This window comes from Planctobacterium sp. AWH2_060 (genome assembly GCF_056158425.1).
Genome location: NZ_JBSWTG010000001.1, coordinates 3,530,805 through 3,545,604 on the forward strand (window position 1 = coordinate 3,530,805; position 14,800 = coordinate 3,545,604).

The 14,800-nt window shown below is 44.3% G+C and carries 13 protein-coding genes; 3 read left to right on the top strand and 10 right to left on the bottom strand.

What is annotated here, in order from left to right; genetic code table 11:
• Nucleotides 1-92 precede the first annotated feature (92 nt).
• Together nhaA and ACXAD8_RS15050 are read left to right on the top strand one after the other, a co-directional pair.
• Nucleotides 93-1,280: a Na+/H+ antiporter NhaA gene (nhaA, locus tag ACXAD8_RS15045; protein ID WP_475232979.1), complete on the top strand. Its 1,188-nt coding sequence runs from the start codon at nt 93-95 to the stop codon at nt 1,278-1,280.
• An 88-nt stretch (nt 1,281-1,368) separates the two neighbouring features.
• Nucleotides 1,369-1,737: a hypothetical protein gene (locus tag ACXAD8_RS15050; protein WP_475230296.1), complete on the top strand. Its 369-nt coding sequence runs from the start codon at nt 1,369-1,371 to the stop codon at nt 1,735-1,737.
• Nucleotides 1,738-1,788: 51 nt separating this feature from the next.
• Here ACXAD8_RS15050 and ACXAD8_RS15055 read toward each other — a convergent pair whose 3' ends face one another.
• The 8 genes from ACXAD8_RS15055 to ACXAD8_RS15090 form a co-directional block, all read right to left on the bottom strand.
• Nucleotides 1,789-3,855 carry a putative bifunctional diguanylate cyclase/phosphodiesterase gene (locus tag ACXAD8_RS15055; protein WP_475230299.1) on the bottom strand — a complete coding sequence of 689 codons (2,067 nt, stop codon included), beginning with the start codon at nt 3,853-3,855 and terminating at the stop codon, nt 1,789-1,791.
• The gene (locus ACXAD8_RS15060) at nt 3,855-4,400 is read right to left on the bottom strand and encodes a YfiR family protein (RefSeq protein ID WP_475230301.1); all 546 of its coding nucleotides are present in this window, start codon (nt 4,398-4,400) and stop codon (nt 3,855-3,857) included. The genes ACXAD8_RS15055 and ACXAD8_RS15060 overlap by 1 nt, the downstream gene beginning before the upstream one ends.
• Nucleotides 4,401-4,409: 9 nt before the next feature.
• On the bottom strand, nt 4,410-5,477 hold the full coding sequence (locus ACXAD8_RS15065; RefSeq protein ID WP_475230303.1) for a hypothetical protein: 1,068 nt from the start codon (nt 5,475-5,477) through the stop codon (nt 4,410-4,412).
• A gap of 421 nt (nt 5,478-5,898) precedes the next feature.
• On the bottom strand, nt 5,899-7,221 hold the full coding sequence (locus tag ACXAD8_RS15070; protein WP_475224681.1) for an IS5 family transposase: 1,323 nt from the start codon (nt 7,219-7,221) through the stop codon (nt 5,899-5,901).
• Between the two features lie 236 nt (nt 7,222-7,457).
• Nucleotides 7,458-8,192 carry a hypothetical protein gene (locus tag ACXAD8_RS15075; protein WP_475230306.1) on the bottom strand — a complete coding sequence of 245 codons (735 nt, stop codon included), beginning with the start codon at nt 8,190-8,192 and terminating at the stop codon, nt 7,458-7,460.
• Nucleotides 8,193-8,363: 171 nt separating this feature from the next.
• The gene (locus tag ACXAD8_RS15080) at nt 8,364-8,675 is read right to left on the bottom strand and encodes a hypothetical protein (RefSeq protein ID WP_475230309.1); all 312 of its coding nucleotides are present in this window, start codon (nt 8,673-8,675) and stop codon (nt 8,364-8,366) included.
• Complete coding sequence (locus ACXAD8_RS15085) at nt 8,659-9,291, bottom strand: hypothetical protein (protein WP_475230311.1); 633 nt, start codon at nt 9,289-9,291, stop codon at nt 8,659-8,661. Before ACXAD8_RS15085 ends, ACXAD8_RS15080 begins: the two co-directional genes overlap by 17 nt.
• Before the next feature lie 51 nt (nt 9,292-9,342).
• Nucleotides 9,343-9,585: a hypothetical protein gene (locus ACXAD8_RS15090; RefSeq protein ID WP_475230314.1), complete on the bottom strand. Its 243-nt coding sequence runs from the start codon at nt 9,583-9,585 to the stop codon at nt 9,343-9,345.
• Between the two features lie 329 nt (nt 9,586-9,914).
• Between ACXAD8_RS15090 and ACXAD8_RS15095 the strand changes: the two genes are divergently transcribed.
• Nucleotides 9,915-11,024 carry an ISAs1 family transposase gene (locus ACXAD8_RS15095; RefSeq protein ID WP_475224598.1) on the top strand — a complete coding sequence of 370 codons (1,110 nt, stop codon included), beginning with the start codon at nt 9,915-9,917 and terminating at the stop codon, nt 11,022-11,024.
• A 252-nt stretch (nt 11,025-11,276) separates the two neighbouring features.
• Here the strand turns inward: ACXAD8_RS15095 and ACXAD8_RS15100 are convergent, their stop codons facing one another.
• Together ACXAD8_RS15100 and can are read right to left on the bottom strand one after the other, a co-directional pair.
• On the bottom strand, nt 11,277-13,529 hold the full coding sequence (locus ACXAD8_RS15100; protein ID WP_475230317.1) for an acyl-CoA dehydrogenase: 2,253 nt from the start codon (nt 13,527-13,529) through the stop codon (nt 11,277-11,279).
• A gap of 492 nt (nt 13,530-14,021) precedes the next feature.
• On the bottom strand, nt 14,022-14,624 hold the full coding sequence (gene can / locus ACXAD8_RS15105; RefSeq protein WP_475230319.1) for a carbonate dehydratase: 603 nt from the start codon (nt 14,622-14,624) through the stop codon (nt 14,022-14,024).
• Nucleotides 14,625-14,800 lie beyond the last annotated feature (176 nt).

The window sequence follows — 14,800 nt, forward strand, 5'->3', positions numbered from 1 at the left end:
CAGATATTATCTGATTAAAAGTTTATTACGTTCGAATATACCGAAAACACTCTTCGATGTATAAATTGCTCCGGGTAACTGGAGTGAACAACGTGAAAGACAATATCAGACAGTTTTTTAATCATGATGCAGCGGGTGGCATATTGCTGGTACTCGCGGCATTCATCGCCATGGTAATGGCCAACACACCCTTAGTATCTTTTTACAATGGTATTTTGGACATACCAATCGTCATCAAACTGGGTACTTTTGAAATCGCCAAACCGCTTTTACTGTGGGTAAATGACGGCCTGATGGCGATATTCTTTTTTCTGATTGGATTAGAAATAAAGCGGGAAATACTGGATGGTCAGCTGCGCTCAATTGAGCAGATTTCCCTGCCCGCATTTGCCGCCGTCGCCGGTATTGCGGTACCCGCATTATTCTACTACTGGTTTACCAGTGGTGATCCTATAGCCGTCAATGGTTGGGCAATTCCCGCCGCTACGGACATCGCCTTTGCCTTGGGTCTATTCGTTTTATTCGGAAAAGGCCTGCCATTATCCCTGAAACTGTTTTTGCTCAGTGTCGCTATATTTGACGATATCGGTGCCATCGTCATTATTGCTCTGTTTTATTCTCAGGATCTGTCCGTTGTTTCCCTACTGATCAGTTTAGTGGGCCTTGGCTTACTAGCGGTGCTAAACCGATTCAATGTGCGCTATCCAGCAGCTTATTTATTGATTGGTGTCGTGGTTTGGGCGGCGGTATTAAAGTCTGGCGTGCACGCTACTTTAGCGGGCTTTGCTATTGCCTGGTTTATTCCTCTGAAGGTCAAAAACCCTGATGGCAACCCTATGCTGCCGCACATGGAACATGCGTTACACCCCTGGGTTTCGTTCCTGGTGTTGCCGATATTTGCACTAGCCAATGCAGGTGTACAAATCGTTGGCGCAACCATGGCCGATCTGTTTAACCCTATCACCCTGGGTATTGCCGCAGGTCTGTTTGTTGGCAAGCAAGTAGGTATCTTTGGAATATGCTGGTTAGTGGTTAAATCAGGACTGGCCAAAATGCCCAAAGACGCCACCTGGCTGCAACTCTATGGAGTCACTTTACTCTGCGGTGTTGGTTTTACTATGAGTTTATTTATCGGTTCTTTGGCGTTCGAAGGCCAGGGGGCCGACTACCAGCTCAGCGTTAAAGTGGGCGTGCTAATGGGTTCGATTTTATCAGCGGTATTGGCAGCTGTGATATTGAGTATGTCTAAACCCAAACCCGTAACCGTCAAAGAAAACTAATTACGGAGTGGTCATAGCCCGAAAACGCTGTGCTCCCCCTAAGACTATCGACTTTTAAGCTAACCAAACTTGTTCTGAGGAGATGATTATGAAGCTTATTGTTAAATCAGCTAACCTGAACCTGCAAAAGTTGCACAGAGAAACGGTGCAAAGACGAGTAGACAGCGTTTTTAACCGCACCCGGCAGGCAATACAATCACTGACTGTCACCCTGAGTGATATCAATGGTCCCAAAGGTGGCCCTGATAAACAGGTAAAGGTGAGGTTGAAGTCTGACAACATGCCATTGATTGTGGTCATCGATAAAAAAAGTAACTGGATAGCCGCGGTAAACTCAGCCCTTAGTCGGGTAAATAACAGTTTTGTGCGCAAACTAAAACGCAAAAAGCAGTTCAGTTATCGCACCGGGTTGATAGCACCACAACCCGCTATGGTGATGGAAGAGCAAGCAGTTTAACTGCTCAATTTTGAACAATGACAGGCTCCTTCGGGAGCCTGTACAGTACAATCACTTTCTGGCCAGCAAAAATGCTGTGGTGTCGTCTGCTGACAAAGGTCGACTAAAGTAATACCCCTGAATCATATCGCAGCCCATATCCTTTAACTGCGTCGCCTGTTCTTTGTTTTCGACACATTCGGCGATGAGGCTCAAACCCAGACTTTTACCCAGAGTAATAATGGACTGGATAATACCGTCGTTGATGGTATCAACCCCCATTTGGCGCACAAAGCTGCCATCAATCTTCAAGGTGCCAACTGGTAAATCACGCAAATAACTCATACTGGAATAGCCGGTACCAAAATCATCCACTGCGATATTGATACCCATTTGCCTTAATTGCTCCAGCACTTTAATGGCGTGTTCGGTATTGGAAATAAAGGTATTTTCGGTAATTTCGATTTCCAGACAACGGGGAGAAAGTAAGGTTTTTTCCAGTATTAATGAAATTTGTTCAACGGCATTGGGGTGCATGATAAATGACGCAGGAAGGTTGACCGCCACCCGCGTTCGCTCACACCCCTGCTCTTGCCATATAGCATTTTGATTACAGGCCTCTTCCAATACCCACAAACTCAGGGAATGCATCAGCCCAACATCTTCAGCCACAGGTAAAAACTGTACCGGATTTAATAAACCCAATTCCTCATCCTGCCAGCGGATCAATGCCTCTATGCCACAAACATGACCGGTTTCGGTGCAAATTTGCGGTTGATACACCAGGTGAAAGCTCTTGTTTTCCAGTGCCAGACGCAGCTTGTGTTCGAGGGTCAGGCGCTCCATAGAGCCGTAAATCATGTCGTGTTCAAAAAAGCAGTACTGGCTCAGGCCTTTTTCTTTGGCGCGGTACATGGCGACATCAGCGTGCCTGAGTAAGGTGGAAGAGTCCTCACCGTCTTCCGGAAAACGCGCAATACCAATACTGGTGGTAATGTGTAACTGATTGCCAGACAGCTCGACAGGCTCACTCAGGGTAAAGATGATCTGCTCTGCCAGAGGCACTATGTCTTCTTTATTGTGCAGATGTTCCAGTAGCACAATAAATTCGTCGCCACCCCAACGACAAACGGAATCCGCTTTGCGGACTACCGAGGAGATTTTTTCAGCCACTTTAACCAGTAGCTCATCCCCCACCGAATGACCCAGGTTGTCGTTGATGTATTTAAACCTGTCCAGGTCTAAAAACATCAGGGCCATCTGGGAGTTTTCACGGCTGGCGTTATCAATGCCGTGATTCAGTCGGTCCACCAACAGGTGTCGATTGGGCAGTTGTGTCAGCGCGTCATAATTGGCGCGATTAAACAATTGCTCAGTGCGCAAGGCCACCAGCGATTCCAGACGTTCACTGTGGGCGTGCAACTGCTTCTCGTGTTGCTCTATGGTATCCAGCATACTGTTCACCCCGGTGATCAGGGTGCCCAACTCATCATTGCCTTTTGCTCGCACCCGACGGTTGTAGCGCCGGTTACGGGCCACATACCCCACTAATTCCACCAGCCTATTCATCGGGGCAGCAAGGAATGACTGTAATCGCCAATGCAGAAAAAAAGACACCGCGATACTGACCACAAACACCAAAAACAAGATCAGCAAGTAGTTGAGTCGTTGATCCGACAGCGCATTGCTCTCAGACACTATCAACACATAGCCAATGACTTCATTGTCCATTCTGATGGGTTGATAGACATGCAGTAGCGAATCGAGTACCTGTGCCTGCTCCTGCAGGGAATCAAATTTAGGTAATTGAATATCAGAGTTGCGCTGATAGGATGCAAATGTGCTTTGTTCACTGTCCAGCAACATAGCATATTGGGTGGCAGGGAAGGCGCGCAGGGATCCCAATATCGTATTCGCGGTGTCGTGATCGCCAAACAACAGTGCAGAGCGGGAGGTTTCAGCAATTAACTGGGCTTTGCCGCGCAGATTTTCTAACAAAGTATTCTTGTGATCTGAAATAAACTTTCCGTACAACAGAATGGAGGCCAGTATCAGGGTGATACTTGTCACAATAGTGGCGACCAATAATTGCTTTTTGAAAAAAGACAATTGCTTGTACCAGGAAAATAACTTATTCATCAACGCTTTATCCGGGCCAGCTTCAATAACTCCGAGCTGACCTCTAACTCTAATTTTTGTAATTGTTGCAGGTCTACTTCAAAGCGTAGCCGTTTTCCTTCCTCATAAAAAGAAAAAGTCGCGATATTCTGATGAAATCGGATGTCCGAAGATACCACCATGATTTCCTGCAATGACACGGGGTCAGGGGTTGCCTGTTGTCCAAAATAGGCCACATCACAGCGAATACTCACTTCGTACGGAAGCACCTTAACTCGCCATTGCTGCTTGCCTATGCGCTGCTCCTTAACCATTTCAGACAAAAAACTCAGTGCAGGATCGTCTTTATCCAGACAAATCACCACAAACTCTCTGGACGCCCTGCGATCAAATTCAGGCCAGTCGATGAACTTGGTAAAACTATACAAATAGGCGGCTTTTAATTTGTCCAACCGTGACAAGTCTTCGAATTGACTTGCTTGCGCCCCCACAGACAGCGACAGTAATCCGACAACCACAATGGCCGTCAGTCTGCGCAAATAATTCTGTAATGGCATCAGTAACATGTGCTGACCTTACAAAGACTTGAAAACCATTAGCCCACCACGCCACCGTTCGCGAGGCTGCGGACCATTAAGGTATTGATACAAGGGTTTGGCAAACTCAAAAGACAAGTTTAGCTGTTCACTAAATTGCCAGGTAAGCGCAATACTTGCCAGTACCTTTCGACCACCATACATATCAGGATTGGTAATGCTGGCCGGATAGGGAAACTGCATAGGTACCAGCAATGACTCATCGCCACCTTGAATACTGTTGGTTTGGGTTAACTCTACCCCAAAAGCAGTTTTGACTTTATCCATCAGGGGCACCTGATATTTGCCCTTAATACTGAATCGATTCCCCAGCCGATAATCGCGATCATTTTTTCCGGTGCGAATAATTGCGGTTGCATCCAGCCTGATATCTTGTGTACCAGTAAGCCGATAACTCAAGGTGAGTGGAAAATCCCAGGTACCGGAGCCCAATTGCATGGTGTAAGGCAATTGTTGCTCACCCGGTGCTCTGGGCGTATCTCCCTGTTCAACTATGGAACCCACCGGCAAGCTGACGCCCAGATTCAGATACAAGCTGTTATCAGCACTGGCATGGAGTCGATACCGGCTGGCCAGAGTAATATCCCCTACGCCATGGCTCTTTATTAAAAACTGTTGGTAGCCGGGCACCACAGAAATATGGTCGGTTTCTTGTTGAATATAAGGCAAGGCAAGACTAACCTGCCAAAGTTCGTCCCACTGATAATTAACACCTAACACCGTGGCCCTTTGCTCGATCAAGGTAGGTACCACAGGAAAGTTTTTCGCGCTGCGCGGTTCGCTGCCCGGAGTGAACAATACCTCATCTAAAGTTAATTTTTCCCAACCATCCAGATAGCCTTCAAACTCGGCCATGTGATGACGCAGTGACCAGGACCAATTGTCGGCTTCCGATTCAGCTTCGTCTGTCGGGATAGAAAATAAATCCTGTAAACTCATCTCGGCAAATTCTGCTGGCGTCGACTGAGAACAGGCTTCAAAAGAAGATGAAGTTAAGAACGCAAATAAAGCAATTCTGGTGGCTGCTGCACCAAATAAATTAAACAAACACTACCTCACAGGCTCAATGATAAAACCATCCCAGGTAGTTCACTCCATCTAAGCTCAAGATTAACGTAAAACCTTTTAAATATGCAGCTAATTTTCACTCATTTTTAACGCTTTTTATGCACAAACTGAATATAATTTACCGACAGATCGACTCCTGTTCGCCAACATTCATTTAACGGGTTAAATTGCACTCCAATATTCTCAGTAACAGAGCAGTTGTTTTTCGCTAACATGCCCTGAAATTCGCAGGGCTTTACAAATCAACAAAGCGCATTGTTACCATGTTCTCTGGTTCTGGAAATGCAAATACATTCGGCCAACAAATCAATCCAGACAAAATAAATAGTCAGACGTTATAAAAGTACTTTTTGCTGAACCCTGTGACTTTAAAAACACCTAACGAGCGTACCAAATTATCTCAATATTTTTTCCGGATGAGATATCGTGACAGAGCTGCGATAGCAGCTCTGATCGCGACATAAATTAAAGCCAAAAAAAGCACCTTCATCCGCTTTTGAAGATTCCAGGCACTGGCTGACATTAACAGATTGATCGCATCGCCCAAACTATCTCTTAACCAGTTGCGGCTAAGGCGAAAGTCCTGTTTCAGATGCCCTATAATCGGCTCTATCGCTGCTCTCTTCTGACACAACTTTCGTTTCTTCTGACGCTGATACGCGTTGTCTCTTTTTAGCGGCGGTTTGGGAAGCAGAACCTCTTCGCAAACATACTGCTGTGCTCCGCGATAGCCTCTGTCTGCTATTGCCATTGCTATCGGGTTCTTCCGATGTTGACGGGCATGTTTCAGAGCCGATTCCAGCGTTTTGCTGTCATGGATGTTTTCGTCATGACTTGCCACACCGATGATGACCTGTCCTTCTAAAGTGGATACCACGGAGGCTTTTCTGCCGTATTCGTATGGTTTATGGTCCTTACCTTTGCCAACACAATACACCCCCGGCTCATGCAGGCTGTAGATCTTGTTTTTGTCTTTGGGTTGTTGTGCCAGCACTTTTTCATACAGAGCAAAGTTATCCTTCTGTTCTGACAGGAGTTGTGCAGGCAATTTACGTTGCAATTCTCTGAGTAGTGTTCCTGCGATAGTGCGCAGACGTTTCAGGGCTCTTCTGGCTTTTCCCCGTACTTTGGGGTGACGAAAGTGGCGACACTGTAAACGTAACTCTTTGACTTCTTTCACATAAGTCCGGCGTTGCTTTACACCGTGTTTTTTAGCCAGCTTATTGAGCCGATTGATGATCTTAATGGCGAGTTTTGTGTCCGTGGGATAAGTGATGGCTTTTTCCTGTACCGTGGTATCGACGAGTACTTTATCTTCTTCCACATCCTGTTGATGTAATGCCACAGAAACAGCAAAAATGGCGTTGATACCCTCTTCTCCAATCCGCTGGCGGAAAGCCGTGATTTCGGTGCGGCAACAGGGTGGCTCAGTCTGAAAAGCGACTTCCCCACAAAACGCCTGGTAATAAGGATTCATCATCCATTGAGCGATGGTATTGTCATCACTGAGGTTGTACATCTGTTTCAACATCAACAGACCACACATGAGCCGGATGGGTTTCCCGGGGCGGCCTTTATCACTGTAAAACACAGATAACTTTTCATTCAGAAAATCCCAGTCAATTTCATCGGCGAGCAACAATAGTGGATGTTTTTCGTCGAGCTGAGAAATGAGGTCAAAAAAGCCAATTTGTCGTGAAGTTTTGGGGCTGTCTTTTATCATAAAACCGTAGTCTGTTTCGACCAGAAACTGATGTTAATTTTACCAGGTTCGGTCGAAGCAGACCAGGTTTTAAGGAAGATTAATTATAAATATCAATGAGATATGTTTTTATAACGGCTGACTAAATATACAGAGTAAGAGGGAGTGTTGTTCTTAACCGTTGTCAGGGGGAGTAGCAGTATCTTAAGTATAACGAAATAATTGGGAATTAGTTTAAAACGAGGTTCATTTTTTATTTACTTCCACAATGCTTTCAGCAAGTAATTTTCAGTAATATTTTTCCAAAAATCTCGAAAAGCCTCTTGGCTCTGCTGATAAATTTCAAACTCCATTTTTTTCATTAAACTAATTTCATACTCTTTTCGTGTATTCGCGGACAGAATGGATTCCACAACACGTGGTATACCTTCACCATGAGCCTGAATGTTAAAAACCCCCAATTCCAGTATTCTAATAAGAAACTCATTCAGATGTTCGCTAGCCTCTTTTACTGACCATTTTTTTGACACAATATCAAAAAATTGACGACGATCCTTTGCAACAAATAAAACAGCCAAAATAATACGTGATTGCTTTTCTTTCATTGCCTGCTTTAAACGAAAAAGCCCCCTTAATTTATTTCGAACCTGAATGCTCTCTGCGACACACTTTGCTACATATTCCCCAAAATCATCACGAACAAAATCTATAAAGTAGCTTTCCGAATCTTGCAGATGGGCAAAACAATCTAACCACTGATTTGGAGAAATATGAGTGTATATTTGCATCACCGTTTCTCTACAGTCAATTGGCGTATATTTTAAGAACAGCTTGAGCTTTTCTGTTTCCGGTTTTTTTGCAAAATAATGCCAACTGAAACCTGAAGGCATCACCACCTTTTGAGGACAACTAACCCCCTTTGTTCTTATTACAAGAGTGACTGAAGGGTTGCTAACATGGAACAGTGAGTGAATAAACTTATCTCCAGGCAATATTTCGACGCAATCTCCTTCTTGTAGCCAATGATAGCCCTCTAATTTAACTTGCCCAACACTCGTATTTCTATCCAGGCAACAGGTTTCTGAATGTTTATATACCCCCTGTAGGCTTTCACCCTTTATAACTTTAAATGCTCCAGCAAAAGAGTGATTATGTATTTCAGTTTATGAATCAAACCACGTCAAAGATTGAATGATGAAATGCGCATTTTCAAAGAGTATTAATGGTGAATCACTAAAGTTTTCTGAACAGGCCATCATTTTATCAAAATGCTTTAGTTGCAAAGACAATCTCTCAAGATCAGTCAAATCTCGCAACTCCGAAAGGTCAGAAACAGACAAAGTATCAAAAGCTATTTTTGAAAAACTCAGTAACTCATAGCCAGTATTGCCATACTCCAACTCAATTTTTTCGGCTAATGCATTGACCTTTGACAACACTTGGCTTATCAAGACAGAGTTATCTGCTGAAATCATAGTAGATGTAGGTTTCACCATCTTTGACAACTTTATCGAAGCTCATACGTTTGAATCGCTCGCCCAATTTAGGGTATTGAGCCATTAAAGACACCTGCTGCTGCATTGCCTTAAGGCGTATTCCTTCATCTCCAATAGGACTCGTCTGCGCTGGAATGTAGCTCATTAAAACCAAGCACCCTTCATCATTGCATGCATGGTCATATACGGATAATTCATTGTTTATAGTTTGCAACTGAAAATCACTCAGAGCATCATCCAAAACCATGAAATTATCCAAAGCATCGTTACCAGTTGACATCTCTCGGTATTCATCTAAAAGCTGGAAGGGATTAAAGACATTTTGCTCTATTGATGATGTAACACCGTCCACATTCGAAACAGGTAACTTAACCTTCACAGTTTTAGGTACTTCACCCATTTCTTGACTATCGTCAGCCTCACCTTTGGATAAAACTGCGCTTTCTACGTTGACGTCTTTTGATACCACAGTTGTCTCTTTGTTCATTTTTACTGGAGTATCTGTTTTATCGATAGTCAACAATGGATGTTCGACAATATAATCAACACAAATAACGATGCTTCCGACTAATAGTGCTGCAACCAGGTATTTCATATTTCAATTCTCAAAAATATATTTCTCTATAATTTTGCTAAAATTCATAATTCAAGGCTCTCCTGGTACTGAATTGTCTCCCGGACACCCGCGCACACACCCACTCAACACCCAACCGCCGCCAGAGTCTTCAACCGAACCATCGGGATTGGAAATACAAGCATTCTGACAATTGTACATAGTTACACTGCCATCAGAATTGCGTTGTCGGTGATAATCATTGGCTAAAGCGGTTGCCGCCACCGCTGCAGATACAGTAAAAAATGCCACTTTTTTGTTATTAAATTTTTTCATTATTCCACCTAAAAATATACTGTATACAATATTTTATATTGCAAGGCCAAATTATCACCCGTCCGCCACGAGTAAACTGCTATTTTAAATTTACTTAAAATATTGCAGAAAACGTATTGTAAGCCGCAAATTGGTTACTCCGTTTGAGGATTTATTGCAACGTGATGGAAAAACAAGTGTGACAAGCCCTACAGAGAAGGGCATGATCAAACTTTTTGATATAACACCCCCTTTAACGATCACATTGTGGCATAAGCCAATGAAATAGCTTTACACTGAACTCTGTTCACTCCATCCTGGCCCGATTTGTCTCTCATAAAGGCCGCGTCATGGAAATTCTTGTTCATCTTCAAAAAGTGTCTGATACCCGATCTCATGTTAATCAGGATTATCCTGTGCTGGAGATGTCATTCCTGTTGATAAGTGCCCTCATAAGTGGCAGTAAATCCTGGGCTGATATTCATGTTTTTGGCGAAACACGACTGGACTGGCTAAGACAATATCTGCCTTTTGAATACGGGATACCCACCCAACAAAATGTCGCCCGTATCATCAGAACTATGGTACCTGAATCATTAATGGCAGCGTTGGTTTCCTGGGTAAATGCGGTCAGGGAAGAAAACCAGTTTCAACATATTGCTATTGACGGCAAAGATGTACGAGGTGTCGCGAAATATAGCGGCTCAACGCCATTGAGCATGGTTTCTGCATTTGATGTGGAACAGGGGCTGGTGTTGTATCACAAAGCCGGACGAGGCAAAGGAAATGAGCTGGCAATGGCCCGGGAGTTAATTGAATCGCTGGACATTACCGGGGCTATTCTGACCCTGGACGCACTTCACTGTCAGGTAGAGACTATCCACCAGATTAAAGAACAAAAAGGGATTGCTTTGGTACAGTGCAAGAAAAATCAACCCACGTTACTTGAGGCGGTAGATACACTGTTCCAGAAATATTGGGCTTTACCTGAGGCAGAACAGACCAGTTTAAGCGAAAGTGAAACCGGACATGGGCGAAAAGAAACCCGCACGGTCTGGTCAACAGACCTCATCCTTGAGGGGCAACTAAAAGAAAAATGGTCAGACCTGAAAACGATAGCCGCGGTAGTGAGAGAACGCTCTGTCAAAGGACAAACCAGCCATGAGACCCATTATTATGTCTGTACTGAACAACTGACGCTTGACGAACTGATGAAGGCTACCCGACGCCACTGGTACATAGAAAACAGTCAGCATCATGTGTTGGATGTGACGTTCAGGGAGGATGATCAGAGAATGTACGCCGGCAATTCCGCCATCAATATAGCCTGCTTCAGGCGGCTGGCTCTGAATCTGTTAAACCAGCACAAAGACAAAAAGAAAAAGACGAAACCACAAAAAATGGGCTGGTGTGCCGGAAGTGATGACTACCGCCATGAAGTGCTATTTGGAAATAATTAACCGAGTATATTCAAGCCCTTCCCTACAGAGGCCCTATAGGTAATATTTATTTGTTTTCTAACTTATTCCTGCATAGATGCAATAGATTACAAAAACTCAGTAGCCGCTATCGATTACCAGTAGTGCCAGAACAATTGCTTCCTAAAGTATTTTTACTTAATAAATCTTGTAATAATGAGAGCGACGTACATTGATAAATATAAAAAAGGCGACATAACTGTCGCCTTTTGATGTTTGCAAAATCCACCTCAATTATGCAGCGGGCTTGTGCTCCACCACAGTGGGTGCATCCTCAGTAAGCAAATTCAAATCAAAGTCATACTCATCGACTCTGACAGCCACACGACGTTTAGCATCATAATCTAATACGGCGTCAGCATCAGCCTGGTTCAGTACACCGCGTTTTTGCATTTCTGCAACTATGGTGGCGAAATCAGAACCCGGAGCCACTGGCTCTTTACGCAACGCTTTTTGGATATTGCGCAAAATCGGCATAACTGCGTGTTTGGCGATAAATGCCTGATAGTTAATGTCATAACCATCACCCGCTTTGGTTTCTACCAGATGGGTAATTTCGTTGCGGAACGCATTGTTCTGCAAACTGACTTCTGACAGCTCACGCACCAAATCATCAGAAATGGCATGCGTACTGTTGCTGTAGGTTGCCGTTAACAAACGCATCAGGCCACGTACTGCAGTGTTCGGGAAGTTAGCCACAAACGCTTTTTGCGCTTGCTCTGCCTGTTGCAAGGCCCACTGAATACCGTATTCAAAATAAGGCTTGGCATCGGCACGGTTAGCTTCGCTGACTTTCGCTTCGTAAAAACGAATCGCCGCCATCGACATGTAACCATAGCTCATCATGTCACCCAAACGCGCAGACAACATTTCTGCTTTCTTCAGATCACCACCTAACACCAATAGTGCCAGGTCAGCCATAGTAGCCAGGTTGGAGGCTACCTTGTTCAGGCGCTTCTCGTATTTTGCAACTTCAGGCAATTTAGACGTGCTGCCACGCAGGAATGGTAAATAGCTCTTACCCATGCTGCGGAAGGCATTCGCCACACTGAATCCGATGGTTTTTCTCAGCAACTTGTTGAATTTCGCATCAGCGTCTTTCTCATTACTGTGAATTTGCTCCACCAGCTCTTTCATGTAAGGGTGACAACGCATAGTACCCTGACCAAAAATCATCAGACTGCGGGTCAGAATGTTGGCACCTTCTACCGTAATAGCAATAGGCTGTGCTTTATAGCCATTGGCCATGGTGTTTTGCGGACCCTGCTGAATGGCTTTACCGGCGGTGATATCCATACCGTGCTGCAGTACTTCACGACCCAGCTCCGTCATGTGATATTTAGCCATCGCGGTAACTACTGAGGGTTTAAGACCTAAGCCCAGACCTTCAGTTGTCAATTGACGCATCGCTTCTAACAGGAAGGTTTTACCCGCCATGTCGGCCAGCTTTTCCTGAATACCTTCGAAACGACCAATTGGTACGCCAAACTGTTCACGAACAAAAGAATACTCGGTAGCCGCTTTGAACGCCGACTGAGCCGACGATGTACCCAGTGCTGGTAAGGAAATACCACGACCTGCACCCAGACATGCAACCAGCATCTGCCAACCGCGACCGATGTTGTTTTGACCACCAATGATGAAGTCCATTGGAATAAACACATCTTTACCACGAGTGGTACCGTTGTAGAAACGCATACCCATTGGATCATGGCGATTGCCTAACTGCACACCAGGGTGAGATTTAGGGATCAAGGCACAGGTGATACCCAATTCGACTTTGTCTCCCAACAGTCCATTTGGATCCAGACACTTGAACGCCAAACCTAACACAGTGGCAATGGGAGCCAGGGTGATATAGCGCTTGTCCCAGGTCACAGACAGACCCAGCACTTCTTTACCTTCCCACATGCCTTTGGTAACAACACCAACATCAGGAATCGCACCGGCATCAGAACCCGCATCAGGACCGGTTAATGCAAAACAGGGCATATCCTGACCAATGGCCAGTTTGGGTAACCAGTAATCTTGCTGTGCTTTAGTACCATAGTGCATGAGTAACTCGCCCGGACCTAAGGAGTTAGGCACCATTACAGTTACCGCAACAGCACAGCTGCGTGAAGCAATTTTCGACACAATAGTCGAGTTAGCGTAAGGACTGAACTCCAGACCACCGTAGGCTTTTGGAATGATCAGGGCGAAGAATTTATTCTTGCCTAAAAAGTCCAGAATATCTTGCGGAACATGAACACCGTCTTCTTGCAGACGATAATCATCAACCATTTCTATCAGTTCGCGCAAAGGACCATCAATAAATGCCTGCTCATCTGCTGTTAATTTTGCCTTAGGCACGTTTCTCAGTGCCGCCATATCGGGAACGCCACGATAGACAGAAGCTTCCAGCCACACATCACCGGCGTCCAGCGCCTCTTGCTCTGTAACTGAAATTGGGGGTAAAACCTTCTTAAACGTTGTACGTATACTCATAATATTCACTCATCTGACATCCGACCAGTTGAAATGATTATGATAGAAAACGATTTTTGGATCAAAGTTTTTTAACAAAAAATTCAAGAAATCGTATTATTTTTGTTCAATCACACTAACCTGATGATCAGCTTAAATATTTGATTTACAATTAATAAACGGCTTTTTCTGAGCGGATTAGAAATGCCTACCTGGAGGATTAAAAGAAAGCTTTTTAAGTAGAAAACCGCCTCTTAAACGGTACTTTAATTGCGCATAATGGCTCATAAATGAAGCTTGCGTGATCAGTTGTAAAGAATCACGCTGCAATTTTTATAGTTTAAAAATTTAATTTGAACAGACTTGTGCAGAGATTGATTTTTAGCTTTTGCATGGAAACTCAAAAAATGAGTTCAAAGTTGCTGACATCTGCTTGATGGGCACAACTTCCAATGCTCATACCCCCTGGAAATTGCAGAAGCCACTGTGTAGCGGCTCCTGCGAACAGCATTATCAGGCTGGTAGCGACATATTCTCGCCCAGCTTTTTCAGGCGACCATTTTTAATGCCATAAATAAAACTGTGCACATTCAACTCCTGCCCTGCAGCTTTAGCGGATTTAACTACAGAGGTGCGCAAGACGTTGTTCGCCTGCTCAATGACGTTAATTTCACACAACCTGTCATCACGTGCTTCACCTTCTTCAAACTTCGCCAGTTCATCGGCATGCTTTTCTGCAACGTCTTGTATGTGTCCTAACCAATTATCAATCAATCCCAACGGCTCCCCTTTCAGCGCCGCTGAAACACCGCCACAACCATAGTGGCCACAAACAATAATGTGTTCTACTTTGAGGACATCAACTGCAAACTGTAAAACCGATAAGCAATTCAGATCGGTATGCACCACCATATTGGCCACATTGCGATGCACGAACAGTTCGCCTGGTAACAAGCCCACGATTTGGTTCGCCGGAACACGACTGTCGGCACAACCAATCCACAAATACTTTGGCTTTTGTTGTTTGGAAAGCTTGTCAAAAAAACCGGGGCTTTCTCGATCAATGTCTTCTGCCCATTTAGCATTGTTATCCAGCAGTAATTGTATGTCCTGCATTTATACCTTCATCTTGTTGTGCAACATTGGCGCTGAGTATACCCTGGTTGTGCAGCCTTTAATGCTCTGATCTGTATAGCCCATAGCGCACTGCTTTAAACCGCAAAAGAATATTGCAAATAAAATTTGCCGGATTTGTTTAAGCTGCTATACCTGTAGGGTCATCAATTTTACTA